Origin of the sequence: Lactobacillus sp. B4015, from assembly GCF_026536055.1 — a bacterium.
In the GTDB taxonomy this organism is placed as follows: domain Bacteria; phylum Bacillota; class Bacilli; order Lactobacillales; family Lactobacillaceae; genus Lactobacillus; species Lactobacillus panisapium.
On the sequence record NZ_JAFNOY010000005.1, the window covers coordinates 196,093 to 222,816 of the forward strand.

Consider the following 26,724-nt stretch of genomic DNA (forward strand, 5'->3'; position numbering starts at 1 on the left):
AAAGCAAAAATTAATTTTGGAAAAAGAGCTCATTAACTGCATTAGTGATAGCAATCTTGACATGAGCATATGTCAAGCCACCTTGCATATAAATCGCGTATGGCGGCCGAATTGGTCCATCGCCTGAGAATTCGATGCTTGCACCTTCGACAAATGAACCATCTGCCATGATTACCTGATCCTCATAACCAGTATCATTACTTGGGACAGGATCAACGAACGAGTTAATTGGAGAATTTTCTTGCAGTGCTTTAGCAAATCTAATCATCTTATCTTTATCATGGAAGATAACTGCCTGAATTAAGTCTGTCCGATCATCATCCCATTTTGGTGATACTTGAGCACCCATTCTGGCCAATAAGGCAGAAGAATAAATTGCCCCTTTAATCGCATTACCAGTAACACTTGGTGAAATAAACAAGCCTTCAAAATAGTCAAGGTTGTTGTTAAGACTGGCACCTTCTTCTCTACCAATTCCTCCAGCCGTGAGTCTGGCGGCAGTATTTTCAATTAATTCATGTTTACCAACAACATAACCACCAACTTTAGCCAATCCACCGCCAGCATTTTTTATTAATGACCCAGCCATTAAGTCGGCCCCAAACTCAGTCGGTTCATGCTTTTCGGAAAATTCACCATAGCAATTATCAACAAAGACAATACTATTAGGACTAACTTCACGAATCATCGCAATCATCGGCTTGATTTTTTCAACCGTAAAGCTTTGACGTGTGTCATAGCCACGAGAGCGCTGAATGACAACCATCTTAGGTTGGTGCTCAGATAACAACTTGCGAGCTGCTGCAAAATCAACGTCTCCGTCTTTTAAAGGAACATGGGAAAACTTAACGCCATATGACTTTAAGCTTCCTCGGCCGTCGCCCGCAATTCCAATTACTTGTTGCAGTGTATCATATGGCATACCAGTAATATAAGTTAGCTCGTCTCCTGGCAGCAAATTGCCAGCCATCGCTGTTGCTAAGGTATGAGTACCGGAGACAAATTGTGAGCGAACTAAGGCATCTTCAGTATGAAATATTTGCGCGTAAATGCGATCAAGCTTATCGCGACCACTGTCATCCGAACCATAACCAGTACTTCCGATTAAGTCAGCTTCAGCAACTGCTTTATCTTTAAAGGCTTGTAAGACCTTATTTTGGTTAAAAAGGATATTATCATCAATTTTGCTTAATTGCGGTGCAATCTGTTGATCAATTTCGTTAACAATTTGTTGTAATTCTTGCGGCCAATTATTCATTCAACCATTCCTTCACTTTCTGTTCTATCTTAATCTGACATTCTGGGTCATCTAACGGGTCAAACCAGACAACGGGCAATTGATTTCTAAAGTATGTTAGCTGTCTTTTGGCATAGCGCCGAGATGCAGCTTTAACTTTTGAGATACAATCCTCTAATGTGCTTTCGCCGGTAAAATACGGAAAAAATTCTTTATAGCCTATCGCTTGCAAAATCTGGTGCTCTTTTTCCCGATTTTGATAAACAAATTTTGCTTCGCTTAACAGTCCCTCTTGCATCATCTGATCTACCCGAAGATTAATTCTGCGATAAATTTCCTGTCTGTTTGCATTAAGACCAATAATTAAATAATCATACCGTGGCATTATTTTTTCCTGTTGTTCAGAAAACTTTTGTCCGGTTCGGTCAATAACAGTCAACGCTCGTAGTACACGCCGAGTATTATTAAGTGGAATTTTTTCGGCCGCGGCTTGATCTCGCTGGTTTAATTCCTGCCATAATTTTTCCGCTCCATTTAAAGCCAAGAATTGTTGCCACTTTTCATCAATTGTCTGCTGCTGTTCCTTCTTCTCACCTAATTGCATCTGGTTTAACAGTGCATTGACATAAAAGCCAGTTCCACCTACGAGCAGCGGTAACTCTTTTTTGGTTGCGATTGTATTGACCGCCGTTTCGGCTTGTTTAACAAAATCAACAACGGAGTATGGCTCAAAGACCGAGCGCGTGTCGACTAGGTAATGATGGACTGCTTTTTGCTCTTCAGGTGTTGCTTTGGCTGTCCCAATTGCTACTTCACGATAAACCTGCATCGAATCGCCCGACACAATAGCCGCGTTAAGCTTTTGTGCCAAAGAAATCGCCAAACTGGTTTTGCCAATCGCTGTTGGTCCTACGATTACTATGATTTTTTGCATTTTCGCTTCCCTTTTGTACTTTTTTAATTATATATTAAAAATTAAAAAAACACGTTTGAAAAAAATGACAAACATGTTCCTTAATTAATATTTAGATGATTTCGTCCGTCCATTCCACTCATCAAAGCCATTTTTAAGCCATTTAATTGAAGAGAAGTGCTTTTTTTGTAAAAATCTTGCCGCACGAAGAGTTACTGATAACGAATCTGAATAAAGGTAAACTGGAAGATCTGCTCTTAATTCTGTATATTGGTACTTCAACATGGTATAAGGCAAATTCCGTGCCCCATCAATGTGCTTTCTTTTGAAGGGAGCTTTTTCCCGTAAATCAACAATCTGAGCCTTTCTCATGCCCTGATTGAACTCATCATTAGTCAAATCACCGTTACCTAAGCGCTTAGTTTGAATTTTATTCCATAGCCAAACCAGAACAAAGGCAAGGATGATAACAACCAATATCACGTCTACAATAATTAAAACAGTTGACATAAATTTTCTTCTCTCCTATCAAAGTTTATAAAAATAATATACTCCTAAATTAGGAGCGATGCTTATTTTTCTCAAGCTTTTCTTCATATTCGTGTTCCCGGCGAAGAATTAGCTTAGCAATTAAATATTCATGCTGATCAATTAAATGCGCACGATTAATATTATCAAGCTCCAGCGCCATTAATTCAATATCCCAAATTCTTTTGCCAACATGGACCATAATGCCATATTTTTCAAGAAGTTGTTGAACATCGTATAAAGTTTTCATGATAATTTGATAACCATACCCATTCTGACAGTAGCCACACAATAGACAATTAATACGGCGGCAGCCACCACTCTTTCCTTAACAGAATAATGGTGGGTTGTCCGATCACCGAGGATAATTGCAATTAGAAAGCCGACTGCTAAACCGCCAATATGGCCCTGAATATCGATATTAGGCGAAAACAAATCAAGCACAATATTAATCACAGCTAGCCAAAAAGCCTGCTTACCTAAATAAGAAATAACTGGATTGGCACGATTCTTAACTGCAACTGCAGTCATGGCACCAAAAAGGCCAAATAACGCAGTCGATGCACCAGCACTTAAAGAACTGTCACTACCAAGAGCCAAGCTAAGCAAATTGCCCCCAACACCAGCGGATAGATACAGAAGTAAAAAACGCCAGTGGCCCAATAATGGTTCAATATAAGTACCAATGTAATAGATCATCACCGCATTAGAAGCTAAATGCATGATCCCAATATGTAAAAACTGAGCCGTAAATAAACGCCACCATTGGTTTTGTCCCACAACAGCAAGATTATTCATTGCGCCCATTTTTACTAAAACATAGGCATTCTCTGAACCACCTTGCATCACTTCAATTAAAAAGACTACCAAAAGTGTTAGTAAAATGGCAACAGTAATATAACAGTTTTTCAAATATTGTCGTTGATTCATCTTAACCTCATTTATTTTTGCAAGATTGAATTAGGCGTAATAATAGTTTGAATCGTGACATCTGTTTGTTCAACATTCCAAGTCGCGGTTTCAAAAATCATTTGTGAGTTTGCCAAAGCAACAGTTGCTGCATTCGGATGTTTAGCTAAAAATCTGTCGTAGTATCCCCCACCAAATCCAACACGTTGATGGGAATCGCGAGCAAAGGCCAAACCAGGAACAATGATTAAGTCAAGCTGGTTATTGACTTTTGCCTTAGGATCTTCAACTTCCTCAACACCAAATTTTGTTTTACCAAGCTTCGTAGTGTAATTATATGAAAGAAAATCTTGTGAACGTTCAGGATTGTCATTAGCGCGGGCTAAATAGACATCCTTACCCTGATCCCATAAATAGGCAATTAATTTAGAGGTATCGACTTCATATGATAAAGAAGAAGTTACTCCAATACTTTCCTTGCCATCTAAAATTTGTGAATTAATGAAATTCGTGAGCAAAGCTTGATCTTCAGTATCTTTTTCAGTACTATCCGCAAAACTGCTCAATCTTTCTTTTTGTTTTTGCCGTAGTTCTTTTTTATTCATGCTTATTCCATACAAAAAATAGCAGGAGCATAGGCCCTTGCTATAGTTAGTTTATTACTTAGTTTCACGATGAAGAGTCGTATGTCTTTCAACTGGGCAATACTTCTTCAAACTTAAACGTTCCGGATGCTTACGCTTGTTTTTCTTAGATAAGTAACTTCTATCTCCACATTCGGTGCATTCCAAAATGATGTTATCTGCCATTTCTTTCACCACCTAAATTCTTTATTCTGACTGTATAAGTTTAGCATTTCTCTGGACTTTTTACCAGCGATAATTACCAAATTTCTATTTTTTATGTAGCTTAAAGTAATCTTGAACCATTGCCTTAGTCATTTGCAGCGTATAAGACCCTTCTAATTCTGGGTCTAAACCTGGAAAGACAACAGCCGTAGCAATTTCCGCATTGTTAGAAGGTGCATACCCGACAAATGTGGCATTAACCAACTCCGGCGGATTTTTCTGGTTAGGGTGATCAGAATCATAGTAAAAGGTTTGCGCCGTACCAGATTTACCTGAAATCGATGGCTTGACATCCTTTAGTTTGTGGGCCGTTCCCCAAGAATTGGTTCCATGAACTACCCGCCAAAAGCCTTGCCGCACAACATCCAATTCACTTGGGGTCCAAGGAATTTTCAGCTGGACATTAGGCTTTTTATTATAGTCAATGTAAACCTTTTTGCCATTACTTGCTGTTCGACCAATTGACTGCACAACATATGGCTGCATCCTATAGCCACCGTTGGCAATAGTTGAAACATATTGCACCATTTGAATTGGCGTGTAGGCGTCATAGTTACCGTATGACAGGTCAAGAACAGAACCAGAAAGAATATTTCCGTGTTCATTAAAAGACTTACCCTGAATACCTGATATTTCACCCGGCAAGTCAACGCCGGTTTTTTGACCCAACCCAAACATATTAAAGTTATGCCGCAAAGTATCAAATGCGGTCGAAGGCATATGAATGTCTTGTTTAGGAATATATTTTGCATGTACCCAGTTCATCGCCAAGTGCATCATGTAAATGTTACTGGAAACTTCCAAAGCGGTCGAAGCATCAAGGGCACCAAAGGTTCCAACCGGATAAACTGATTTTTTAATCGGTGTTCCTGGAAGATAAACCGGCGTATCCGGTAACACATTATTAGTTGGCGTAATTACGTTATTGATTAAACCGCCACTAACCATTGCTCCCTTAACAGCAGACCCCATAACAAATGCTTGGTTAATTACACCGAGAGCATTGTTAGTTGTTTTATTCTTCTTCGGATCACGACTAATGCCGGCTACAGCTAATAATGCACCTGTTTTAGGATTCATTGCAACCGCATAAGCACCATTTGAATAGCGAGCCGCACCAGAAGCAATTGCTGAAGAATATATTTGTTGTAAAGAGTTCTGCACTTCTTTTTGATATTTGGCATCTAAGGTCAAAACTAAGCTTGCTCCAGCCTGACCAGAGTAAACTGACTTAGTCTGTTCAATGTTGCCTGAACTCTTAGTCCAAATTTTGCTAGTGGATTTAGTTCCCTTTAATAAAGGCTCATATTCTTGTTCTAAGTAGGAAGTACCCACGCGATCATTACGAGAATAACCGTTAGTTAAATAATATTGTAAATTATCACTTGGCAAGCCGGCCTTTTCTGTTGATACAGATCCGATAATACTCTGAATTGAAGACCCGTTAGGATATGATCTCTGCCAATCTGTTCCAATTCCAACACCGGGTAAATCGGATAAGTGCTCCCCAACTTCAGCTATTTCTTTATCAGTCAAATCGCTGTTTTTTAAATAAATTGTCGATAAAGTATAGGCACCCGAGATTTTGTTATAAATCAGAGCCGCCGTTTTTTCCCGATCGGTTAATTTAATGTGTTCAGCCCGCACTTGGTCATGAATTCGATTATTGATTAGTTCATCATCTTCTGTTGCCCTGATTGACTTGGGCACTTTAGCGGTTTCTTTTGTACTATTTTTCTTATCACCCAAGTAATAATCAATCACTTGTTGTTCAGTCGGTTTTTCGTTCTTGATGCGAATATACTGGCTAAGCTTATTTGAAATAGAATAAATATCATCAGCAGTTGTAGAAACACTTTTAGTATAAGTAATAGCATTTTTGGCTTTATTACCAACCAAAATACGGCCCTTGCTGTCATACATCACTCCCCGAGGTACTTGGCTGGAAACGACGGCGGAATTTGATTTTTGTACTTCGGCTTTAAACCGCGACCCATAGCCAATTTGCAGATAAGCCAGCTGCCCAATTAAAGTCGCAAAAAGTACAAAAATAATCGCCAAAATGATTTTCATTCTAATTGGCGTTGAAGGTTGATTTTTTGTACTATTAGATTTAGTTTTTCGATTATTCTTAAAAAATTTCACGTAACTCAAACCTCACTAAACTAGTGGTTATTTTACCAAAAACTAGGGTGCAATTCTATTAGTTGGACATTGCTTTGACAAAATTTTACCAGATTTTAGTTAATCCGCATAATTGCGCTGTTTTAATTATCATCATTCTCTGTCAGGATAGAAGAACTTGAAAGCCTTTTGCTAAAATATCTTCTGTATTTATTTCTTTTGTAATAAAATAAATAGTATAAAGACTAAGATTAAAATGGAAAGAAGAAACAAAAATGACACTTGAATACCAAATTGGTGTTGATGCTGGTGGTACTCATACTACCGCAATTGCCTATGATATGAGCGGTCAAGAAATTGAACGCAGCGAAGCTGGCCCCGGACAAGTTAATACAGATTACGACAATGCAATTAGTAATATTACCGGAGCTATTAACCAACTAATTGACCAAATTGACGGTGATTGCCAACGGATTTTATGTGGTATGGCTGGACTTTCAGTAATCGGGCATGCACCTGAAGTAGCTGCAGAAATTTCTGCCAAGGTTAACAATTTGCCTACTAGAGCTGTAACAGATTCACTACTTGCCTTGTATAGCGGGCTTGAAGGTGAAGATGGTGGACTAGTAATTGCTGGTACTGGTTCAGTCTTTAATGGCCTGCAAAAAGGGCGAATCATTACCACTGGTGGTTATGGCTCAATTTTAGGTGATGAAGGTTCTGGTTATGCAATTGCCTTAACTGCCTTAAAAGCCGCACTTTTAAGCTGGGACAAACGCGAAGAAAATGCCTTAATCCCAATGTTTAATGACCTATTTAAGACTGATAATATTGTCGATGGGACCGCTAAATTCTACCAAATGTCCAACCCAGAAGTTGCCTCAATGGCCGTTAGCGTGGCAAAGCTTGCCGATAATGGTGATCAAGATGCTACTGCTGTAATTAAAGAGCAAGCTGAATTGCTTGCCCGCGATATTATTATCGGAATGGATCGCTATGAGGAGCCAAAGCCAATGCGGATTGCTCTGACCGGATCGGTTCTAGCTAATAATGCAATGCTGCGCAACTTTTTAGAAGAAAAGGTTAAAAAGCATTACCCTAATGCGGAATTCTCTATTTCAAATGGCGAAAATGCTCGCGGTGTTATTTACGATAAAAGTAAGGATTACCGCTACTTTACAAGTCGGTAATATTTACTAAGAAATACTAAAAAACAGATTACTGGTTGCAGTAATCTGTTTTTTTTAATTAAATAGTTTTATTCTTCAACTTTGTTGATAACAACGTCGAACTTACCACCAGGGGTGGCAATAGTGACTGTTTCACCTTTTTTCTTGCCTAAAATTGCTTGTGCAATTGGTGAATCGTTAGAAATCTTTCCACTTAATGGATCAGATTCATCACTTCCGACAATGGTGTATGTTTCTGGTTCGTCTTCACCAACCTCAGTATAAGTAACAGTCTTACCAACTGCTACTTCATCGGGGTCACTTGAATTAGCATCTACCACATGAGCATACTTTAACATTTCTTCAACAACGTTAATCCGATCTTCAAGATGACTTTGCTCATCCTTAGCAGCATCATATTCTGAGTTTTCAGATAAATCACCGTAAGAACGCGCAACCTTAATTCGCTCAATTACTTCAGGACGTTTAACAACTTTTAAATTTTTTAATTCTGCCTCAAGTTTTTCTTTTCCTTCGGCAGTCATTGGATATGATTTCTCAGGCATAAAATTTCCTACTCCTTAAAGTTAAAATTCTTTTTGCACTGGTCTATAATATTGATTTCTGTGCTTAAAGTCAACCTCTAACGAATTTCCGCACCAAGTTGATTCTCTAAACTACTTGTAATTTGAGCCGTTACTTTATTAACAACTTCATCAGTTAACGTATCTTGCTCATTTAAGAAATGAAGTCGGTACGCGAGACTCTTCTTATTATTTTCAATATGTGACCCTTGATAAACATCGATTACGCGCAAGTCGTGCAAATACTTGCCACCATTTGCCTCAATTACATTTTCAATTTCTTGATTGGTAATATCTTGCTCAACTAAGATTGAAAGGTCGCGATCAATTGCCGGGAATTTAGGTACTGCTTTGGAAACAGTCTTAGGATTAACAATTAACGGCACAATCAGATCAAGGTCTAATTCATAGCCATATAATTCGCTACCTCTCATTACCTTGCTTGAACGGGTAACGTCATGACTAATCATGCCGATCATCCCCACGTACTGCTTTTTGATATAAATTCCAGCAGTCCGAGTCGGATGCATCTTAGCAATTACCTCTGCTTTATATTCAACATCACTAGAATTGATACCAATAGCAGTGAATAAATTAGTTAATTGCCCCTTCACATAATAAAAATCAATTTTTTCTTTATCATGTTGCCAATTTTCAAAATACACGTTACCAGAATATAATGCTGCAAGATGCTCATGCTCATTGTAGGTATTGTTTTCAAAGTCATAAACACGGCCTTGCTCAAAAATTGCTAGTTGATTCTGCTTCCGCGCAATGTTGTAACTGGCAGCATCAACTAAACCAGTTAGCAAGTTTTGCCTTAATGTAGAACGACTTGAATTCAGTGGCATCTGAACTTGAACCATTTTTTGGGGTTCTCTCATAAAAGATACAGCCTTTTCAGGTGAGGTTAGCGAATAAGAAATTGCTTCAATTAATCCCTGTCCCTGAACAACATTTTTAATTCGTCTGATAGCTTCTTCTTTTTCAGAATAGCCCCCATGAGTTTCTGCTAAAACTGGCTGGGTTGATTTAATATTATCATAGCCATAAAGTCGGCCAACTTCTTCAACTAAATCAGCAGCGATAGCCACATCCCAACGTCTTGAAGGTACTTCAACAGTTAAATTATCGCCATCGATTTGTGCGGCAAAATTAAGTCTTTCAAACAAGTGTTTAATTTCAGCAGCAGAAATTGATGCGCCAAGTGTCTTATTTAAATATGAAATGGTCGTATGAATAACATCTTGCTTACGCTCAGTTTCGGTAGCGGTAATGACGCCTTCGTTGATTGTTCCGTTAGCGTCATTGCGTAATAATAAGGCAGCTATGTCAAGCGCTCTTCTAGTTGCATCCCAATTAACGCCCTTTTCATAGCGACTGGAAGCTTCGGTTCGATTAGCGTGGCGTAATGCTGCTTTTCTGATCAAAGTTGGATCAAAAATTGCTGACTCCAGAATAACATCTGTAGTGTCGTCCTTAATTTCTGAATTAAGTCCACCCATTACACCGGCCATCATAACCACTTCGTTACCGTTCGTGATTACAATATCTTCTGGATCAAGGTCAACATTTTTATCATTAAGGAGCGTGAGTTTTTCGCCCTTGTTAGCTTTTCTAACTACCAGCTTGTTAGTTGCAAATGCTCTGGCATCATACGTATGCATCGGTTGGCCAGTTAGCAGCATCACGTAGTTAGTAACATCAACGACATTATTAACTGGGCGAATTCCGGCATTCCACAAGCGTTTTTGCAGCCAAAGCGGACTGTCAGCAACTTTTACTCCGCTAATCTTGCGTAGGTAAAACTTCGGAGCAAGCTGAGAATCAACCTCGGTGTTAAAATTGCTTGTCCAATCAGGACCATCTGCCCTTAAAGTTACGTCTTCAATTTTAACCGGCTCGTCGACAATGGCACCTACCTCGTAGGCAGAACCTTCCATTGACAGCGTATCTGCCCGGTTAGGAGTGATATCAAAATCAAAAATATAATCATCCATTCCTAAGGGTGCAAAAGCAGCTTCACCAGGCTTAACATCAGCATCTTGAGGAAAGACATAAATTCCATCGGTATATTTTTCTGGAACAAGATTATCAGCAAAACCAATTTCTTGTAAACCACAGATCATACCATCAGATTGATAACCACGTAATTTACCCTTTTTAATTTTAACGTTGTCGGCAATGCGGGCCCCAGGAAGGGCTACAACAACATCTTCGCCTGCAGCAACATTAGGAGCACCACAGACAATTTGATGAGGTTCATCTTCACCAACATCAACGTGAGTTAAATTAAGGTGGGTGCCCTCAATTGGCTCACAGTCTAAAATATGACCGATGACGATTTTTTTCAAACCTTCTTCAGGGTGCTTTACTTCGGCGACTTCGACACCTGTCCTAGTAATTTTTTCACCTAATTCATTTGGATCCTGATCCAATTTTAGAAAATCTTGTAGCCATTGATATGAAACTAGCATTATCTTTCCTCCCTACTGAATTGTTCTAAGAAACGGACATCATTGGTATAGAAATCACGAATGTCATCAATGCCATATTTAAGAATCGCAAACCGGTCGAGTCCAACACCAAAAGCAAACCCGCCATATTTATTTGAATCAACACCAGCATTTTCAAGTACATTAGGGTGAACCATTCCTGCTCCCAAAACTTCGATCCAGCCAGTATATTTACAAATTGGACAGCCCTTGCCGTCACAGTTGAAACAGGAAACATCCATTTCGACGGATGGTTCAGTGAATGGGAAGTAACTTGGACGCAAACGGGTCTCACGATCCTGACCAAAAACATGTTTAGTCATCAATTCTAGCGTTCCCTTCAAATCACCCATTGTAATATTTTCATCAACAACGAGCCCTTCCATTTGCATGAATTGATGTGAGTGCGTTGCATCATCATCATCACGACGATAAACCTTACCTGGGCCTACCATTTTTAAAGGACCTTTAGTAAAATCATGTTTTTCTAAAACTCGTGCCTGATCGCCAGAAGTTTGCGACCGTAATAGGTCTTCCTTATCAACATAGAAGGTTTCTTGCATATCGCGAGCTGGGTGATCCTTAGGCAAGTTCATCATTTCAAAACAGTAATGATCAGTTTCAATTTCAGGACCTTGAACAACTTGATAGCCCATTCCAATAAAATAATTTTCCAAATCATCAAGAATGATATTAATTGGATGCTTTACGCCCAAATGAGTTATCCGACCTGGCAAAGTAACATCAATTTGTTCCTTCGCGAGCTGCTCTTCAACCAACTTTTCAACGATTTCATTTTTGGCATCATCTAGTTTTTGGTTAAATAAATCCCGGACTTTGTTGACGTTTTGCCCAACTTCTCGTCTTTTTTCAGGTTCAACCTCTTTCATTGAATGCAAAATTTCAGTTAATTTACTTTTGCGTCCGACAAGTTTAACCCGAACATCATTCAGCTTTTCTTCAGTCTTAGCTTGAGAAATTTCGCTTAAGCCCTGCTCACGCAGCTCCTTCAGCCTTTCAAATAAATCCATAAATAACTATTTCCTTTCAAATAAAAAAGCTCCGTTCCCTAAAAGGGACGAAGCTTCGCGGTACCACCCTAGTTTGGGCATTAATAACCCACACTTAAGTTTTCGATAACGGCGAATACCGGAATTGATTAGATCCTACTAGTAAGATGAAATTCACAGATCCGTTTAAACTTTTCTTTCAGCTTAATAAAAAAGTCTCTCTGAATAAATGATCGCTGCTACTAATCTTACTTTCTGTAATTAACTATAAGAATAATTCATTTCAATCAAACTTGCAAGTAAATATCAAATTCTCATTAAACCCATTTATCTGCCCAATTATGAATTTGATCAAAAACCGGCTTGAGATCTTCGCCTTTTTTAGTTAGACCGTATGAAATGATTTTGGTTTTACTGTCAACTGAACGCTTGACAATTTTTGCTTGCTCTAGTTCTTTCAGACGCTCAACTAAGACACGGTCAGAGCATGCCTTAACGCACTGAGCCAAATCCTTGAAACGCATATAATCACCAGCACAAAGGGAACTAATAATTAGCCCATTCCACTTTTTACCAATGATTTTAAATGCATTTATAAAATGCTGACAGTGCTCATAATCTGTCCCTAAACAGTCAGAACAACCCTTAGTTTTATCGTCTTTAGCCATAATCCATTCCTCCCACAGCAAAGCAATGATATCAACTTATTATAAAAAAAACACTTACTAAAAACAAGGACAATCCATTATGCAAAGTGGTAAATAATAATACCAGCCGCTACGGCGGCATTCAAGGATTCTGCTTGGCCTTTAATCGGGATATATAATTTTTCATCACAAATTGCCGCAATCTCGTCACTAACCCCATGTGCTTCATTGCCAATAACCAAACCAAGCTGCGCTACTTGGGCAAATTCTTGTAACTGCTTGGCAGTTTTATCTAGCATACTGCTATAAACCGGTATGGCATTGTCATTTAGTGCATTGATTACTTCAACTAAGTCAGCATTGATGATATTGATATGGAACTGGCTTCCCTGCATTGCACGCTGCGTCTTAGGATTATAAATATCAACACTATTGGGCGATAAAACTACGCCGTCAAAACCAGCTGCATCCGCAGTTCTAATTATTGTACCGGCGTTGCCAGGATCTGATACATTATCTAGCAAAACCCATTTACCAAAATTAAAAGGGTATTGCTTGGGTTGAGCTATCTTTAAGACCATAAAGATGTTTTGTGAATTTTTGGTACTAGATAAATGATGAGCAATGGCTGAATTAATCAAATAAATATTTTTACCATCTAGGTCAACCTGATAGTCTTCTGCTACTTGATTTAACGCTTGCTCGGTTCCCAGCAAATCGACAAAATTTAAACTAGCTTTAAACGCTTCTTCAATTAAGTGAAAGCCCTCAATTAAATATAAGCCAGTATCTTCACGGTATTTCTTTTGTTTTAATTTAGCTAAATCTTTAATCAGTTTATTATTAACTGAACTAAGTTGTTCCATTTAGTAAGCATCTTCTTTCAAACTTTATTATAATGTAATATCTATCAAATAAAATGGTAAAATCGACTTAGACTGAGTTTAATTTTCATTAGAAAGGAACCATCATGGCATTTTTCAATAATCGACACGAAAAACAGTCACAATCAGCGCAAGATTCATTTGAAACATGGAAACTAACCGCTTCAGGTGTAGTTCAAGGCGTTGGTTTCAGGTGGAGTGTTCTAAACCTTGCCAACAAAATGGGGCTTACGGGTAATGTTTGCAATAATAGCGATCAAACCGTAACAATCACTTTACAGACAAGTCTTGACCACGTCAACCAATTTATTAAGGAGCTGCCCCAAAATGTATCTCCTTATGCACAAATCTCAACGATTAAAAAAGAAAAGCTGGCAAATGTAGCCAAAATGCATGGTTTTCATGTATTATATTAAGTATTGACTTTAAAAATAAACATTATGGTGAATTGAATGAAGAAATTTCGCAAATATATTGGATTAGCTGCACTTTGTTTTGCAGTCATGTTAATTGTTACCGCTTGTGCGCAAAATGGCAAAGGAGTTACTAAACCTCCTACAGACTTTTTCTATGGCACAATCTATAATTTTATTGGAAAACCATTACAAAATGTCATGCTCTATTTTTCCCACGTTATCGGTGGTGCTAACGGAGCTGGTTGGGCCATTATCTTAATGACCTTTGTTGTTAGAATGGTTCTTCTTCCTCTAATGCTTAACCAGCAGAAGAAGTCGACGACACAACAGGAAAAAATGGCTCGCGTTCAGCCGCAAATGAAGCTAATTCAAGAGACAATGAAGCGCAAGGACTTAACTCAAGACCAGCAATTGACTCTTGGCACTTGGCAACGCGAATTGTATTCGCAGAATAATCTTTCGTTAACAGGCGGAATGGGCTGTCTGCCACTGATTATTCAGTTTCCAATTATGATTGGGATTTACCAAGCGGTAATGTATTCCAAGCCACTTGCCCATTCATTTTTCTTTGGCATTTCACTTAGTGAAAGATCAATTTCGGTAACAATCATTGCGACAATTTTTGCCTTTTTACAAGGATATATTTCTTTAATTGGCATTCCGAAAGAACAGAAAAAACAAATGCAATCAATGATGCTGATGAATCCGCTCATGACACTATTTATTTCACTGTCTGTATCAGGCTCAGTTGCATTATATTGGGCAGCCGGTAATATCTTTTCAGTTATTCAACAATTAATTGTTACCTTTATCATTATGCCAAAAGTTAAAAAAGAAGTTGATGAAGAACTAAAGCATGAGCCAATTAAGGCTGTCGTTACTCAAGAAAAAATTGATGAGTTGCTCAATCAATCTTCTGCGGCACCTAAAGCTAATAAACAGACGCAAGAATTACATCAAAATCTGCGTAACCGGAATAAAGGAAAACAGCATCATAAACATTAAGTAGCTTGCAAGCACAAGATAGCTTGCGGTAAAACGATAAAAGCCTCGGAGTTAGGACAACTTCGAGGCTTTTATTATGGGTAAATTATCTAAGCAAGAAAAAATTGAAGCAAAACTAAGAGGACTAATCCCGATTAAATATCGGCTATTAGTCCTCAATTAAATTTATTAAACTGTCCTAGTTTCTATTTATCCTTTTTAGCTTTCTCAGCTTGATCACGTTCACGCAACTTTTGGGCTTGCTTCTTCGTTAGAGATGGGAATGCAATTATAAATTGGCTTCCTTGTCCTTCAACTGAATCAACGCCAATTTTGCCGTGATAACTATGAACTAATTTTTGAGCAATCGATAAGCCTAAACCGTTACCGCCCTTTTCGCGCGTCCGTGCCTTGTCAACACGGTAGAACCGGTTAAAGATCTTGCTTTGATCTTCTTTAGAAATCCCTTCACCAAAGTCCTGAACAATAATATGAACCTCGTTTTGCGCTAATCCAGCAGAAATGTTGATTTCCTTGCGATCAGTTGAATACTTGATGCCATTATCAACCAAGATAACAAGTAATTGTTCCAAGTGTCCCTGATAAATTTGAATTTGCGTATCTTGCGGCATATCATCCATATCAAGTCTGATGACAAAATCTTTATGAACCATTGACATGTCGCCAGCAACACGTTTCAAGACATCAGCGACATTGGTAACAGCATTCGGGTATTGAACATTAATCTGTTCAGCTCTAGTTAAATCTAGCATTTCCTGAATTAAATGCTGCATTCTTTTGGCTTCCTGAAGAGAAGCTTTAATTGACTCCTCAAGAATTTCCGGATCATCTTTACCCCAGCGTTCAAGCATATTCAAGTGCCCTTCAATTACCGCCACTGGAGTTCGCAACTCATGCGAAACATCCCCAACAAATTCTTTTTGCTGGTCAATATAACGCTGCATACGATCAAGCATTTGATTAAGCGAAACCGCTAATTCCTGCAGTTCATCGTGCCGGTGAAAGTCGCTAATTCGGGCAGTACTGTTTGGATCCGCATTAACTTCCAGAGCAACCCGCGACATTTCCTTAATTGGTTTCACGATCCCACGCACAATGATAAATGCGATTAACGTGAAAAAGATAATTGCAACTGCAGATATGCGAATCATCCATTTGAGAAGGTCCTTCATCAAGCCGTTATAGTAAGACATTTTATTGGCAACAACAATGTAACCAGTTACCTTACCCTTATGCGCATCACGAACCTTCTGGTAAGTTAGCAATTCTTTTCGCCGGCCCTTATAGACGGTTTCTGAATGAAAATTACCCTTAAATTGTTTAAATTTAGGAATTACACCGCCGTTATCAAATACATCTTCTTTTTCAAGGTTATAAACGACCACGTTTAAATCTTTATTTGTTAGTGAAGATAACAAGTCATCATTGAAGGCGTTATTGGGATGCTCATCAGGATTAATTGGCGGATTGCCTTGCAAGATTTTTCGTGCCGATGGTGTAAGCGCAGGAACAACATTAGATATCTGCAACTCGCCATGAATCTGGTTTAAACTGTCATTAAGCTTAACCACCATTTCACGCGAAGTTTCTTTTTGCTGCACCATTGATTGCTGACCAACAATCGAATAAATAATGACCGAAAAGATAATAAAAGAGACCATAATTGTCAAAGCGACAATACTGACCCAACGTACAATAATAGATGAGTGCTTGGTCCCTAATTTTTCCTGTTTCTTACTTCTTTTCATCATCTTCATCTCTTACCATATATCCGGTACCCCGAACGGTCTTGATATATGATTGTTGACCAGGGATGTCGATTTTATTCCGAAGGTATCTAACATAAACTTCAACAACATTGGTTTCAATATTAGAACCTGGTCCCCAAATCTTGGATAATAATTGGTCGCGACTTACAACATTGTTCTTGTTCTTAATTAACGTCATTAGCAAGTTGTATTCACGTTTAGTCAAGTCAACAGCCTTACCGTCACCGCGACGAACGATCCGGTTTGCAGTTTCAATTGTTAAGTCCTTAAACTTGATGACCTTCTTTTCGACTGTGTCATCGGAAGCTTCTTTTTCGATCTTAACTCGGCGTAAAACAGCACGAAGCCGTGCTAATAATTCTTCAATCGCAAATGGCTTAACAATGTAATCATCAGCACCATGATCAAGTCCAGAAACACGATCAATAACAGAATCACGCGCCGTCATCATTATAATTGGCGTACTCTTAACTTGACGTACACGACGAGCAATTTCCAAACCGTTTAAGTCAGGCAGCATCAGGTCAAGCAAAATTGCATCAAAGTCTTCGTTAAGTGCAAGGTCTAAAGCTTTACGTCCGTTGCTCTCAACAACTGTGTCATACTTTTCGTGTTTTAACTCCAACTCAACAAAACGAGCTAAGTTTTTTTCGTCCTCAACAATTAAAATTCTTGCCATTCTTCTCATCCTCTATATTCACTATTAAATGCTTAATCAAGTTAAATTTCTTTTAATAAGTTAAGCATACTTTAAAAAAGCTCTTAAAACAAGATTAATAAATCAGGATATGAATATCACTGATTTTTGCACTATTTTATACTATTATTTATCTTTATTTTCACCGTTATTATTTTCATCAAATAATGTCTTTAGGTTTGCAAAAGCTGGGTTTACGCGATCTTTTTTGCTCTTATCAAACGCTTCTTCTGAGATAACAGACCAACCATCGCCTTCGGGATAAACATTTTCTTTTTCTTCCTCCGGAGTCAAAATGGTAATTGGAATATTAAGCAAAATATTGTCCTCAATTGCAGTCTGTAAATCGATTTTATCATCGTCCACTTTAACAATTGGAATCTCACTCTCGTCTAGCTTTTCCTTAGATACTTCATCTTCGGTGTAATTTTCCGTAAAATGAAAATCTTGCTCGAAATCAACCGGTGCTAAACTGCGGCTCGAAGGAACGACGAGCTTCGTTTTAACCTGAAAATCTCCTGTTACATATGGCGAATTATAAAATAATTGGCCAGTAACAAGCACATTTTTTACTTCGTAAACCAAATCTTTACTGCGCTCTAAAAATTCAGGACGCACTTGGACTTCCTGCTTAAGTGAAGTGATTGGTTCCCTATTATTCTTAATCTGTGAAAAGTTAATAGTAAGCATATTAAACCTCCAACGGACGTCGACCAAAGTTCTGATCAACCTGCACTATTTGTTCAAATAAGCGGTCAACCCGTAACTGTAAGTGCATTGAGCCCTGACGGCTATTTTTTTGATCAACCTTAGAAATGATATTAGCAGCTGTAGCTTTTCTAATCTGCTTTAAGTAATTTCGCCCTAATTTGCTATATCCTAACAAAAATAATGCTTCATCATTGAAACTGGCGATAATATCATCCTGTGTAACGTTTAGCAACGTATAAAGTGCAAGACGGCGCAATCGCGAATAGGTATAGCGCTTGGACTTTATCCGTCGTAAAAATTCCGTAAAGTCACGTGCTAAATGAATTTCCTGCTTAAGCTTATATTCAAGCCCTTCACTCATTTGATAAATATCATGTAGCTGCTCAACCGACGAAGACTCAAGCCGATATTTTAGAAACGGAAACAAAATATTCCAATTCGGATATGCCTTTTGCTGGTATAAGTTTTGAACTTCTTTCTTAGGCATCCACTGCTCTAATTCAGCATTTACCTGACTATGCAAGATGATATTGCGAATTGCGCTCGCGCTTTGAACTACACCATTACTTTGCAAGTCATCATCATGACCAGCACCAATTCGGTTAATTGGGTGCAGAGACAGTGGCGTACCCAAATTATGATTAGCTACGGCATATGCCAAAGCCAAGATAGCATTGGGCTCGTTAACTTCATGGCCAACTTCACGGGCAACCATTTGATTATATTGCGTTGAATAGGTCTGACTATAATCGTTAAAGTCCATGTGACTTTGTGGTATTTCAGCAATCTTACTGCCTAAATAAGCAAAATTTTGCGTTGCATCTTCTACACCAAAGACTAAGTCAGTCACACCTAACTTAGCCAATTGATCAATACTACCTAAAGAAAATAGGTCAGCAGGCTGCACCGCCGTCGAAAAAGGTAGTTCAAAGACTAGGTCAGCACCACTTTCAAGTGCAGCTTTTGCTCGCGACCATTTATCCATGATCGCCATTTCGCCTCTTTGAACATAATTTCCAGACATTATCACCACTATTGGATCTTTGTCTCCCGCAATATAACGAGCTTGGTTCATTAAAAACTCATGTCCACTATGAAAGGGATTATATTCAGCAATGATCCCGACTACACTCATGCTTTGCTAATCTTCCTCTAACTCTAATTTTTTACCACTAGTCCATAACTTTTCAACATTGTAAAAGTCACGTGCCTCTTCGGTAAAGACATTAACAACAACATCGCCAAGATCAAGTAAAAGCCAGTTAGACTCGCTAGATCCTTCAACACGATAATCATAAAAGTCAGATTTATGTGCTTCGTCAATAATGGCATTGGCAATCGCATGTAATTGGCGATTTGAGCCTGCACTGGTAACAACATAATAATCAGCTAAAATGCTGTAGCCTTGCATATCATAAGCTGCAGTATCCTCACCATGGCGATCGCTGATTGCTTTTAACGCAAAAGTTAAGATTTCTTTACTAGTCAATTTTTCTCCTTACTATTTTTTGATACTCCACACATTATAGGAATCTAATGTAAGTGGATAGATTTTACTTCGACGACTAACCAAATGTTCTAGAGTGTGAGCCAGTTGATACCCCACACCATTGTCTAAATTTTCATAAGTAACTTGACGAGCTTCATCCACATCAGCAAAAATTCTTCCAGGTTCGATATAGTCCGCCATGAAGACAATTTTATCGAGCATGGTCATTTCTGTATCAGCGGTTGTATGCCGCCTTACAGCTGTCAATATCTCTTCATCCGTAATTTTTAAATCACGTTTAATAAAATATGTTCCTACGATGCCATGCCAAATTGCGGGGCCCCAGTTGAGTAAATCTAGATCAAATCCTTGCGTTTTAATGGCATTTTGAAAATCTGCGGCTGAAACCTGCTTAGCATAGTCATGAATAAAGCCAGCTAAAGCTGCTTTATCTTCGTCATAGCCATTTAAGTTAGCGAGTTTTCGTGCAGTTTGACTAACACCAATGCAATGATCAAAACGGCGCTGATCCATATTATTTTTTTCCCGGTTAACAATCTCATCGCTACTTAACGGCGAAAATGTTTTTTTAAAAAACAACTCATTCATGATATAAATCCTTTTTTTGAATATAATTTCTAACTGAATCAGGTACAAGATACCTAATTGAACCCCCCATTGCAATAGTTTGCCTAATTGAAGTTGAACTCACGTCCAATCCGGGTACATCAACCCAAATCATCGGTAATTCACCTGATTGTGGGTAGCCAGCACGCTTTACGCCAACTAAGGTAGCTAATTGCGCAATTTTGGTTGGCTCTTTCCATTGCTGGAAGTTATTTACTTGGTCACTTCCCATAATCAAGAAATATTGATTTTCAGGGTGTAGTTCATGCAAATAACGCAACGTATCAACGGTATAAGAAACCCCACCGCGGGTTAATTCAAACATTTTTACTTGAAAATGCGGATTATCCTGCGTAGCTAGTTTAAGCATGTTTGCCCGATCTTGCGCTGAAACGACCGGAGCATCTTTTAATGGGGGAATATTAGTTGGAATAAACCAAATTTCATCAAGATGTAGTTTACTCAAAACTTGTTCACCCACAATTAAATGTGCTGTATGTACCGGATTAAAAGTACCGCCTAAGATACCAATCTGTTTACCTTTTTTAGGCTCAATTTTTTCTTCTTTTAGCTCAACCGTCGGAGTTTTCTCAAAACTTTTTGCAATTGCAATCATATTTTCCTCTAAATTAACGCACGTCTAATCCCTAAGCCAATTTTACCAGGAGTATAGATTTTAACTAAACAATCTGCCGGAACCGTCACAAAACCTATTCCACCAAAAAGTAAATCACTCTTATAAGAAGTATGCAATTCCTGCCCCTTAAGTTCTGGTAATTCGCTGGCATCCTCTGGCGGATTAAGCAATTCTCCTACATGTCTTTGGTAAAATTCTGTAGCGTTTTCTGTTTTTGTCCGGTGAATATATAAACCACGTGCAGCATAAACAGTAAAGCTAGCAGGGTTCCCCTTTAAAAAGTCAATTCGGCCCAAACCCGCTAAAAACAACGTATTACCAGGTTTTAATTGGTAAGTAGCCGGTTTAAGAGGCTTTTGCGGTGATATTACTGCCAATTCTTTAGCATTTAACCGCGTAGCCAGTTGATTTTCCGTCATTATTCCCGGTGTATCAACCAAAAAATGACCATTTTCCAACGGAATTTCAATTTTGTCTAAAGTAGTACCAGGAAAATGGGAAGTTGTAATCAGATTCTTTACGTCTCCCATTTCATCAATAATCGCGTTTAATAAAGTCGACTTACCAACATTTGTCATTCCGACAAAATAGACATCTTTATCTCGTGAACCCTTATTTAGATATGAAATTAACTCAGTTAGGTTCTTTTTGTTTTTAGCACTAACTAAGAAAATCTTTTTGGGAAATAGTCCAACTCGATTAGCTTCTTGACGCATCCAATCCTTAATTTTACTTTGTTTTGAATTTAGGGGAAATAAATCAAATTTATTTCCAACCAAGATGAATTCATTATCACCCACAAATCTCTTTAATGAAGATAAAAGTGAATTAGTAAAATCAAAAAGGTCGACCACATTGACAATCAATGCTTTTTTAGAAGCTAGTGAATTGAGTAAGGCCAAAAAGTCATCGTTATCAGCATCCACTGGCATTATTTCATTATAATGCCGTAAACGAAAACAACGCTGACAATAGATGTCGTTACCCTCATCTTCACTTTCCACTGCCTTTTTTAAACGCGATGCAGGCAAGTAGCCCGCTTCTTCGGGGTTATCGGATTGTAAATCAGCTCCACAACCGATACAAATAATATTATCATCCATTTTTTAATGTCTCCTTGAATGTAACTGGATGTGAAATAGCTAAAAAGAAAAAGATAATTTTCTCAAAAAAACGATTTATTCTGGTATTCCATTTATCTGTTTGAATTAATGGCTTAACCAAAACTGATTTTACTCCAGCTAAATTTCCAGCTTGAATGTCAGTAATTAATTGATCGCCAACCATCATTACCTGCTTTTGCGAAAGATTCATATTCTCCCGCTTTTTAGTTATAGCAAAGGGTAACGGCTTTTTAGCTTTTGCGACATAAGCAATGTGATAAGGATCTAGCACTTTACCAATTCGCTCAGCATTATTATTAGAAATGACCACCAATTTTATATCAGCAGCAGCCAGGCGGCGATTAAGTTCATCCATCTTCTTGGCTGTTTCGAACTCATTCCATGCAAGAAGCGTGTTATCTAAATCTGAGAAGACAGCTTTAATTCCCATCTGTTTAAGCACGTCAGTATCTAAATGATAGATTGTGTCAATTGTATAACGTGGCCTGAATAACATTCAACTTCCCCTTCATTTAACATTTCCCTAATCTAATATATCAAAAAATAGTACGAAGTGATAAATTTTGACATAAAAAAATGGCGCTAATGCGCCATTTTTAAATTAATTTAAAGCCTTTTTAGCAGTTTCAGATAATTGTGCAAAGGTCTTTGAATCGTTATAAGCAATATCAGCTAACATTTTACGGTTAATGTCAACACCAGCTACTTTCAAGCCGTGCATTAACTTAGAATATGAAAGATCATTTTGTCTTGCTGCCGCATTGATTCTAGCAATCCATAATTTTCTAAAGTCGCTCTTGCGTCTTCTACGGTCACGGAATGCATATCTGTAAGAAACAAATAATTGTGTACTTGCAGCTTTAAATTGCATGTGCTTTGCGCCACGGTAACCCTTGGCAAGCTTCATAACCTTCTTACGACGTTTACGTGTAACTGTTCCACCCTTAACTCTTGGCATCTAAAATTCCTCCTAAATATCGTTTTTATTTAATGATTAACGCATTTGAGAGAGCATCTGTTTGATGCGCTTCAAGTCGCTGCGTGAAACTAATGCAGCCTTTCTCAAATGACGACGTTGTTTCTTAGTCTTGCCATGGAAACGGTGACCAGTAAAAGCGTGATGACGCTTTAATTGACCAGAAGCAGTTCTTTTGAAACGCTTAGCAGAAGCGCGGTGGGTTTTCATTTTAGGCATTTTCTAATTCCTCCAAATTAACTTTAATTATTTTTTATCACTCTTGGGAGCAAGCATTAAAAACATTGACCGACCTTCCATCTTCGGTTTGCTAATCACTGTAGCAATATCTGAAGTAGCTTCGGCCATCTTTTCTAATACTTCGCGACCTAATTCCTTATGAGTAATTGCTCGACCCCTGAACCTGATTGAAACACGAACTTTAGCTTCCTCTTTAGTAAGGAACTTCCGAGCGTGTTTTAATTTAGTGTTGAAATCATTGCCTTCAATTGTTGGACTTAAACGGATTTCCTTTACACTGACGGTTTTGGACTTCTTACGAGATTCCTTAACCTTCTTTTGTTGTTCAAACCGGTACTTACCGTAATCCATAATGCGGGCAACTGGTGGCTTGGCATTAGGCGAAATTAGAACTAAATCTAAACTTGCAACATTAGCTTGGCGCAAAGCTTCAGCCTTTGTTACAACACCAACTTGTTCACCATCTTCATTAATTAAACGAACCTCGCGAGCGCGTATTTGGTCGTTTAATATCAAATTCTTTGGTATAATTCTTCACCTCCATGTTAATTTGAGGACAAGAAAAAGGCGGGTAAGAAGTTACCCGCCTTTAATCAACAGAAAATATCGATTAGCCCAGAGGTCAACTTAACTTAGGCGAGAAGCGGGAAAGCTTCTTCTTGTTCTCAACTAAAGTGATTATACGCTTTACTACTTATTAAGTCAATATAAAAAGTGCAAATCGGATATTAGACTTAAATCAAATCTTATCTCTAATTATTATACCAGAATTCTTTATTTCAATTACATAATCACATTTTTGCCAAACATTTTGATCATGCGTAGCAATTATGATTGTTGCCGCAGGATCAAATCCGGTTAACAATGTTTTTAAAACTACTTGGCCGTTTTCTGCGTCGAGGGAGCCTGTTGGCTCATCAGCAAAGATTACTTTAGGTGATTTTAAAATTATTCGAGCCAAGGCTACTCGTTGTTGTTCTCCGCCACTAAGTGTATAAACTTTTTGCTTCAACTGTAGCTTATTTAACCCAACATGAGAAAGAGCATTCTTCATTTTAGTCTCTTTTGCAGATTTAGATAGCTTTTGATTAGCAAAACTTAAGTCCAGATTTTGTTTAACCGTTTCGGTATCAATTAAACCAAAATTCTGAAAAATAAAGCCGAAATAATCACGGTACAGTTTTTTGCGACTTTTAGAATTAACCTTGATATCAGCGACCTTCACCTCTCCCGCAGTGGGCCTTTCTAAACCACTCAAAAGATTTAACAACGTTGTCTTACCGGCTCCACTTTTACCAACAATGGCATAACTTTTACCAGACTCAAGATTGCAATTTATATCGTTAAAAATAATTTTATCGTTAAATTTCTTAGTAAGATGTTCTACTTTAATCATTTAGACTCCTAGTTTCCATGGTTAAGCGAAGTTAATAGGTCACGTTGCGCTTGGTAATATGTCAGCCAAATAATAATTGCTTCAAGCAAAAGATAGCCTAGACCATATGACAGTAGATTTAAGCGATTTAAGCCAGCTAAAGTAACCGTAATAATCAATATATCAAGTATTAAATTACCCGTTAAAAATGTTCCAACAAGTTTGGCATTTGATTTGCCAAATACTTGGTATACTGCAATTTTACGACGATTATTCTGCAAGAATGTTGAACTAACAAACAAGATGATAAAAATAAGTTGCAGAAGCGTCAAAACAGTTGTAATGGTCAACATGAGTATTTGTTTATTAGCTTTAATATTATAATCCCATAATAGTGTCTGTCGACTAGTTATACTGACAACATATGGTTTCAATCCTAGCTGCTTAACTAATTTTTTCAGTTCCTTAAGGTGAAGAAACTGAATTGTTCCTTGGCTAATAGTTGCCAGATAAAAATCATCGGAAAACTGCTTATCATTTGTAACGGCAATCAAGGGATCTGTTGAGATTGACGATAAAATATCGTATACAACCGTATAATTAAAAATTTTCTGGCCGCTCGCAATTGGTATTACCTGAATCTGTGGATGGAGAACTTTTGAATAGTAATTGGGAAGAGTGTTTTGAGTGTTAATAAAAGAGCGCAGTTGTTTTTTTGCCGTTCTTGCTTGATCTAAGCGGTTCTTTGGTACCAGAAGCATAATTTGATGCTTATCTATCTTGGACAGTTTAGGTTTAATTTCACTATTTTTAACAAAATTATGATTGGCAATAATCACATTTCCACTATCTTGGGGGTTAGTTGTACGTATTCCTGGTTGAAACTGTTGTGAATTTTGCGCGACAATCACGTCTGATGCCTGTACAACCAACTGATGGGCTTTTTTAGCTACTTTTTGATTCTCATTATGATCATTAACATTCCAGCCCAACCCTAGTAAATAACTATTTTTTTGTCTGTGCCATTTCTTAACAATATTTTGATCTCTGTCATAGAGTTCATGATGATTGAGTAAAGTTGCCACGTTAACTATCATTAAGGCTAAAATAGCTATTTTTAATACATACCCAATTAGGAGAAATGATTGAGCACTCTCTTCTCCTTTAATTGCCAAATACGGATTCATTAAAGCCAAAACCACGTAAGAAATGCTATTTAGCAGGAAAAAGCTAGCAAATAATATTAATAAAAGAACTGATAGATATGGCAAAAAGAACCGCCACCCACTTGCTGTAAAAGTCTTAAGACTCCAAATAATCGTCATCAGGATGATTATGCCAAAGGAAGCTTCCAACAGTGCAGATTCATTTTTCAGATCATGCTTAAACATTTGCCAATTACTTAGACCATTAATTTTCATCACGGCGTATGCTTTAAAACGGTAAAGCTTTTCTAGTACCATGACAATAAATAGTACTCCAATTATTCCCATTCCAACGATCAAATCAAATTGCGTAACATTTTCTAAAAATATCATCAACAAGGTTTTTGGAGTCAATGAGGTATCTTCAACTTGTATCAAAAATTGGTTTTTCCTTAGCCATAATACCAAGTGCTTTAATGATTTCCCTTTAGCATTAGTCGAGTATAAACCATACATATCTTCTAGCATAAGTTCTTTATCAGTTAGCTTTTTAATGGATTCATTTTGATAAAGTGAAAAGTCATTACTATTACCGTCAAAATCATAAACTATTTTCGTGCGATGGCCGTTAAAATTATTAATTCGCATTTTAACCAAAGAAACATTTTCATTACGAGTAAATTTCTTCAAAATAGCAAAAAAAGCTTTTTTATTGTGCTTCTTATTCCATTTTTTAGTGTCTTTAATTCTTTTATTAATCGGCTTTGAAGCATAAATGTTTATAATAGTAGAATTATTTGGAATGGAATTATTATCGTATTCACGCATGAATCCAGCAAAGAAAATAGCTGTAACGATTGTTATTATCGTATAAAGCAAGATTTTTATTTTTCGAAGCATTTTCAACCCCTAATTACTATTGCAAACCCACTGGCCTTATTTAACAATTTAACTTATGCAAATCGTAAAGATATGCTTGACCATCTTTATAAGTTTAACTTTATCATACTAGTTTAAATTAGACCATTTACCTTCCAAAAGCTGCTAAAAATTAAATAAACAAAAAAGCCGCTTTTGATGTGAACCCCAAAATTAGGACAGTTTAATAAATTTTAACTAAGGACTAATGCCCGATATTCAAGCGGACTTAGTCCTTTTAGTTTTA

General features: G+C 37.6%; 30 protein-coding genes and 2 other annotated features. Of the genes, 3 read left to right on the plus strand and 27 right to left on the minus strand.

What is annotated here, in order from left to right; genetic code table 11:
• Positions 1-10 precede the first annotated feature (10 nt).
• The 8 genes from J3U71_RS06755 to J3U71_RS06790 form a co-directional block, all read right to left on the minus strand.
• Positions 11-1,258 (minus strand): aminotransferase class I/II-fold pyridoxal phosphate-dependent enzyme, encoded by a 1,248-nt coding sequence (locus J3U71_RS06755; RefSeq protein WP_103751847.1) that lies wholly within the window; start codon positions 1,256-1,258, stop codon positions 11-13.
• A complete protein-coding gene (gene miaA, locus J3U71_RS06760; protein ID WP_267393315.1) occupies positions 1,251-2,171 on the minus strand; it encodes a tRNA (adenosine(37)-N6)-dimethylallyltransferase MiaA in 921 nt (306 codons plus the stop codon). The genes J3U71_RS06755 and miaA overlap by 8 nt, the downstream gene beginning before the upstream one ends.
• An 84-nt stretch (positions 2,172-2,255) precedes the next feature.
• On the minus strand, positions 2,256-2,660 hold the full coding sequence (locus J3U71_RS06765; RefSeq protein WP_267393317.1) for a rhodanese-like domain-containing protein: 405 nt from the start codon (positions 2,658-2,660) through the stop codon (positions 2,256-2,258).
• Positions 2,661-2,709: 49 nt separating this feature from the next.
• Positions 2,710-2,928: a YqgQ family protein gene (locus tag J3U71_RS06770; protein WP_220268169.1), complete on the minus strand. Its 219-nt coding sequence runs from the start codon at positions 2,926-2,928 to the stop codon at positions 2,710-2,712.
• The gene (locus J3U71_RS06775; protein ID WP_103751851.1) at positions 2,925-3,608 is read right to left on the minus strand and encodes a rhomboid family intramembrane serine protease; all 684 of its coding nucleotides are present in this window, start codon (positions 3,606-3,608) and stop codon (positions 2,925-2,927) included. Before J3U71_RS06775 ends, J3U71_RS06770 begins: the two co-directional genes overlap by 4 nt.
• An 11-nt stretch (positions 3,609-3,619) precedes the next feature.
• Positions 3,620-4,192, minus strand: a complete 573-nt coding sequence (locus J3U71_RS06780) for a 5-formyltetrahydrofolate cyclo-ligase (protein ID WP_267393319.1) — start codon at positions 4,190-4,192, stop codon at positions 3,620-3,622.
• Between the two features lie 54 nt (positions 4,193-4,246).
• A complete protein-coding gene (gene rpmG / locus J3U71_RS06785; protein WP_081945351.1) occupies positions 4,247-4,396 on the minus strand; it encodes a 50S ribosomal protein L33 in 150 nt (49 codons plus the stop codon).
• Positions 4,397-4,480: 84 nt separating this feature from the next.
• Positions 4,481-6,508, minus strand: a complete 2,028-nt coding sequence (locus tag J3U71_RS06790; RefSeq protein WP_267393371.1) for a peptidoglycan D,D-transpeptidase FtsI family protein — start codon at positions 6,506-6,508, stop codon at positions 4,481-4,483.
• 326 nt (positions 6,509-6,834) lie between these two features.
• Between J3U71_RS06790 and J3U71_RS06795 the strand changes: the two genes are divergently transcribed.
• Complete coding sequence (locus J3U71_RS06795) at positions 6,835-7,749, plus strand: N-acetylglucosamine kinase (RefSeq protein ID WP_220234668.1); 915 nt, start codon at positions 6,835-6,837, stop codon at positions 7,747-7,749.
• Positions 7,750-7,817: 68 nt separating this feature from the next.
• Here J3U71_RS06795 and greA read toward each other — a convergent pair whose 3' ends face one another.
• The 5 genes from greA to J3U71_RS06820 all read right to left on the minus strand — a co-directional run bounded on the left by greA (position 7,818) and on the right by J3U71_RS06820 (position 13,330).
• Positions 7,818-8,294, minus strand: a complete 477-nt coding sequence (gene greA, locus J3U71_RS06800; RefSeq protein WP_103751854.1) for a transcription elongation factor GreA — start codon at positions 8,292-8,294, stop codon at positions 7,818-7,820.
• 77 nt (positions 8,295-8,371) lie between these two features.
• Positions 8,372-10,789: a phenylalanine--tRNA ligase subunit beta gene (gene pheT, locus J3U71_RS06805; protein ID WP_267393322.1), complete on the minus strand. Its 2,418-nt coding sequence runs from the start codon at positions 10,787-10,789 to the stop codon at positions 8,372-8,374.
• On the minus strand, positions 10,789-11,838 hold the full coding sequence (pheS, locus tag J3U71_RS06810; protein WP_267393324.1) for a phenylalanine--tRNA ligase subunit alpha: 1,050 nt from the start codon (positions 11,836-11,838) through the stop codon (positions 10,789-10,791). Before pheS ends, pheT begins: the two co-directional genes overlap by 1 nt.
• A gap of 40 nt (positions 11,839-11,878) precedes the next feature.
• Positions 11,879-12,082: a binding site (T-box leader), on the minus strand.
• A gap of 52 nt (positions 12,083-12,134) precedes the next feature.
• Positions 12,135-12,485, minus strand: a complete 351-nt coding sequence (locus J3U71_RS06815; protein WP_103751857.1) for a winged helix-turn-helix transcriptional regulator — start codon at positions 12,483-12,485, stop codon at positions 12,135-12,137.
• A 77-nt stretch (positions 12,486-12,562) separates the two neighbouring features.
• The gene (locus J3U71_RS06820; protein ID WP_267393326.1) at positions 12,563-13,330 is read right to left on the minus strand and encodes a TrmH family RNA methyltransferase; all 768 of its coding nucleotides are present in this window, start codon (positions 13,328-13,330) and stop codon (positions 12,563-12,565) included.
• A gap of 104 nt (positions 13,331-13,434) precedes the next feature.
• Here J3U71_RS06820 and J3U71_RS06825 point away from each other — a divergent pair, with 104 nt between their 5' ends.
• Positions 13,435-13,764 (plus strand): acylphosphatase, encoded by a 330-nt coding sequence (locus tag J3U71_RS06825; RefSeq protein WP_220219918.1) that lies wholly within the window; start codon positions 13,435-13,437, stop codon positions 13,762-13,764.
• Positions 13,765-13,800: 36 nt separating this feature from the next.
• Positions 13,801-14,769: a membrane protein insertase YidC gene (gene yidC, locus J3U71_RS06830; RefSeq protein WP_267393329.1), complete on the plus strand. Its 969-nt coding sequence runs from the start codon at positions 13,801-13,803 to the stop codon at positions 14,767-14,769.
• A 185-nt stretch (positions 14,770-14,954) separates the two neighbouring features.
• Here yidC and J3U71_RS06835 read toward each other — a convergent pair whose 3' ends face one another.
• The 14 genes from J3U71_RS06835 to J3U71_RS06900 all read right to left on the minus strand — a co-directional run bounded on the left by J3U71_RS06835 (position 14,955) and on the right by J3U71_RS06900 (position 26,459).
• Complete coding sequence (locus J3U71_RS06835; RefSeq protein WP_267393331.1) at positions 14,955-16,526, minus strand: HAMP domain-containing sensor histidine kinase; 1,572 nt, start codon at positions 16,524-16,526, stop codon at positions 14,955-14,957.
• Positions 16,504-17,217: a response regulator transcription factor gene (locus J3U71_RS06840; protein WP_267393334.1), complete on the minus strand. Its 714-nt coding sequence runs from the start codon at positions 17,215-17,217 to the stop codon at positions 16,504-16,506. The genes J3U71_RS06835 and J3U71_RS06840 overlap by 23 nt, the downstream gene beginning before the upstream one ends.
• 144 nt (positions 17,218-17,361) lie before the next feature.
• On the minus strand, positions 17,362-17,925 hold the full coding sequence (locus J3U71_RS06845) for a DUF177 domain-containing protein (RefSeq protein WP_267393336.1): 564 nt from the start codon (positions 17,923-17,925) through the stop codon (positions 17,362-17,364).
• Between the two features lies 1 nt (position 17,926).
• Positions 17,927-19,081 (minus strand): nucleotidyltransferase, encoded by a 1,155-nt coding sequence (locus tag J3U71_RS06850; protein ID WP_267393338.1) that lies wholly within the window; start codon positions 19,079-19,081, stop codon positions 17,927-17,929.
• A 6-nt stretch (positions 19,082-19,087) separates the two neighbouring features.
• Positions 19,088-19,435, minus strand: a complete 348-nt coding sequence (rsfS, locus tag J3U71_RS06855) for a ribosome silencing factor (RefSeq protein WP_220268177.1) — start codon at positions 19,433-19,435, stop codon at positions 19,088-19,090.
• A gap of 12 nt (positions 19,436-19,447) precedes the next feature.
• Entirely contained in the window at positions 19,448-20,044 is a 597-nt protein-coding gene (gene yqeK / locus J3U71_RS06860; protein WP_220268178.1) for a bis(5'-nucleosyl)-tetraphosphatase (symmetrical) YqeK, read from the minus strand.
• On the minus strand, positions 20,037-20,678 hold the full coding sequence (locus J3U71_RS06865; protein ID WP_267393343.1) for a nicotinate-nucleotide adenylyltransferase: 642 nt from the start codon (positions 20,676-20,678) through the stop codon (positions 20,037-20,039). Before J3U71_RS06865 ends, yqeK begins: the two co-directional genes overlap by 8 nt.
• An 8-nt stretch (positions 20,679-20,686) precedes the next feature.
• Complete coding sequence (gene yqeH / locus J3U71_RS06870) at positions 20,687-21,802, minus strand: ribosome biogenesis GTPase YqeH (protein WP_267393345.1); 1,116 nt, start codon at positions 21,800-21,802, stop codon at positions 20,687-20,689.
• Positions 21,795-22,319, minus strand: coding sequence for a YqeG family HAD IIIA-type phosphatase (locus tag J3U71_RS06875; RefSeq protein WP_103751869.1), 525 nt, complete (start codon positions 22,317-22,319; stop codon positions 21,795-21,797). The genes yqeH and J3U71_RS06875 overlap by 8 nt, the downstream gene beginning before the upstream one ends.
• Before the next feature lie 105 nt (positions 22,320-22,424).
• The gene (gene rplT, locus J3U71_RS06880; protein ID WP_267393347.1) at positions 22,425-22,781 is read right to left on the minus strand and encodes a 50S ribosomal protein L20; all 357 of its coding nucleotides are present in this window, start codon (positions 22,779-22,781) and stop codon (positions 22,425-22,427) included.
• Between the two features lie 36 nt (positions 22,782-22,817).
• On the minus strand, positions 22,818-23,018 hold the full coding sequence (gene rpmI / locus J3U71_RS06885) for a 50S ribosomal protein L35 (protein ID WP_103751871.1): 201 nt from the start codon (positions 23,016-23,018) through the stop codon (positions 22,818-22,820).
• Positions 23,019-23,045: 27 nt separating this feature from the next.
• A complete protein-coding gene (infC, locus tag J3U71_RS06890; RefSeq protein ID WP_103751872.1) occupies positions 23,046-23,555 on the minus strand; it encodes a translation initiation factor IF-3 in 510 nt (169 codons plus the stop codon).
• Positions 23,556-23,592: 37 nt separating this feature from the next.
• Positions 23,593-23,706 (minus strand) — a sequence feature (ribosomal protein L20 leader region).
• A gap of 72 nt (positions 23,707-23,778) precedes the next feature.
• Positions 23,779-24,435 (minus strand): putative bacteriocin export ABC transporter, encoded by a 657-nt coding sequence (locus J3U71_RS06895; RefSeq protein WP_267393349.1) that lies wholly within the window; start codon positions 24,433-24,435, stop codon positions 23,779-23,781.
• Positions 24,436-24,443: 8 nt separating this feature from the next.
• Complete coding sequence (locus J3U71_RS06900) at positions 24,444-26,459, minus strand: DUF1430 domain-containing protein (RefSeq protein WP_267393351.1); 2,016 nt, start codon at positions 26,457-26,459, stop codon at positions 24,444-24,446.
• Between the last annotated feature and the right edge of the window lie 265 nt (positions 26,460-26,724).

Excerpts from the sequence above, each read along its gene's own strand:
- J3U71_RS06770 (WP_220268169.1), bottom strand. The coding sequence starts at position 2,928 with ATGAAAACTTTATACGATGTTCAACAACTTCTTGAAAAATATGGCATT.
- J3U71_RS06895 (WP_267393349.1), bottom strand. The coding sequence starts at position 24,435 with ATGATTAAAGTAGAACATCTTACTAAGAAATTTAACGATAAAATTATT.
- J3U71_RS06835 (WP_267393331.1), bottom strand. The coding sequence starts at position 16,526 with ATGAAGATGATGAAAAGAAGTAAGAAACAGGAAAAATTAGGGACCAAG.
- J3U71_RS06795 (WP_220234668.1), top strand. The coding sequence starts at position 6,835 with ATGACACTTGAATACCAAATTGGTGTTGATGCTGGTGGTACTCATACT.
- yqeK (WP_220268178.1), bottom strand. The coding sequence starts at position 20,044 with ATGAATGAGTTGTTTTTTAAAAAAACATTTTCGCCGTTAAGTAGCGAT.
- J3U71_RS06900 (WP_267393351.1), bottom strand. The coding sequence starts at position 26,459 with ATGCTTCGAAAAATAAAAATCTTGCTTTATACGATAATAACAATCGTT.
- rplT (WP_267393347.1), bottom strand. The coding sequence starts at position 22,781 with ATGCCAAGAGTTAAGGGTGGAACAGTTACACGTAAACGTCGTAAGAAG.
- J3U71_RS06845 (WP_267393336.1), bottom strand. The coding sequence starts at position 17,925 with ATGCTTACTATTAACTTTTCACAGATTAAGAATAATAGGGAACCAATC.
- J3U71_RS06815 (WP_103751857.1), bottom strand. The coding sequence starts at position 12,485 with ATGGCTAAAGACGATAAAACTAAGGGTTGTTCTGACTGTTTAGGGACA.
- greA (WP_103751854.1), bottom strand. The coding sequence starts at position 8,294 with ATGCCTGAGAAATCATATCCAATGACTGCCGAAGGAAAAGAAAAACTT.
- J3U71_RS06825 (WP_220219918.1), top strand. The coding sequence starts at position 13,435 with ATGGCATTTTTCAATAATCGACACGAAAAACAGTCACAATCAGCGCAA.
- miaA (WP_267393315.1), bottom strand. The coding sequence starts at position 2,171 with ATGCAAAAAATCATAGTAATCGTAGGACCAACAGCGATTGGCAAAACC.
- yqeH (WP_267393345.1), bottom strand. The coding sequence starts at position 21,802 with ATGGATGATAATATTATTTGTATCGGTTGTGGAGCTGATTTACAATCC.
- J3U71_RS06780 (WP_267393319.1), bottom strand. The coding sequence starts at position 4,192 with ATGAATAAAAAAGAACTACGGCAAAAACAAAAAGAAAGATTGAGCAGT.
- pheS (WP_267393324.1), bottom strand. The coding sequence starts at position 11,838 with ATGGATTTATTTGAAAGGCTGAAGGAGCTGCGTGAGCAGGGCTTAAGC.
- J3U71_RS06865 (WP_267393343.1), bottom strand. The coding sequence starts at position 20,678 with ATGATTGCAATTGCAAAAAGTTTTGAGAAAACTCCGACGGTTGAGCTA.
- J3U71_RS06820 (WP_267393326.1), bottom strand. The coding sequence starts at position 13,330 with ATGGAACAACTTAGTTCAGTTAATAATAAACTGATTAAAGATTTAGCT.
- J3U71_RS06765 (WP_267393317.1), bottom strand. The coding sequence starts at position 2,660 with ATGTCAACTGTTTTAATTATTGTAGACGTGATATTGGTTGTTATCATC.
- J3U71_RS06775 (WP_103751851.1), bottom strand. The coding sequence starts at position 3,608 with ATGAATCAACGACAATATTTGAAAAACTGTTATATTACTGTTGCCATT.
- J3U71_RS06875 (WP_103751869.1), bottom strand. The coding sequence starts at position 22,319 with ATGTTATTCAGGCCACGTTATACAATTGACACAATCTATCATTTAGAT.
- pheT (WP_267393322.1), bottom strand. The coding sequence starts at position 10,789 with ATGCTAGTTTCATATCAATGGCTACAAGATTTTCTAAAATTGGATCAG.
- rpmI (WP_103751871.1), bottom strand. The coding sequence starts at position 23,018 with ATGCCTAAAATGAAAACCCACCGCGCTTCTGCTAAGCGTTTCAAAAGA.
- J3U71_RS06790 (WP_267393371.1), bottom strand. The coding sequence starts at position 6,508 with ATGAAAATCATTTTGGCGATTATTTTTGTACTTTTTGCGACTTTAATT.
- rpmG (WP_081945351.1), bottom strand. The coding sequence starts at position 4,396 with ATGGCAGATAACATCATTTTGGAATGCACCGAATGTGGAGATAGAAGT.
- J3U71_RS06840 (WP_267393334.1), bottom strand. The coding sequence starts at position 17,217 with ATGGCAAGAATTTTAATTGTTGAGGACGAAAAAAACTTAGCTCGTTTT.
- J3U71_RS06755 (WP_103751847.1), bottom strand. The coding sequence starts at position 1,258 with ATGAATAATTGGCCGCAAGAATTACAACAAATTGTTAACGAAATTGAT.
- yidC (WP_267393329.1), top strand. The coding sequence starts at position 13,801 with ATGAAGAAATTTCGCAAATATATTGGATTAGCTGCACTTTGTTTTGCA.
- J3U71_RS06850 (WP_267393338.1), bottom strand. The coding sequence starts at position 19,081 with ATGAGTGTAGTCGGGATCATTGCTGAATATAATCCCTTTCATAGTGGA.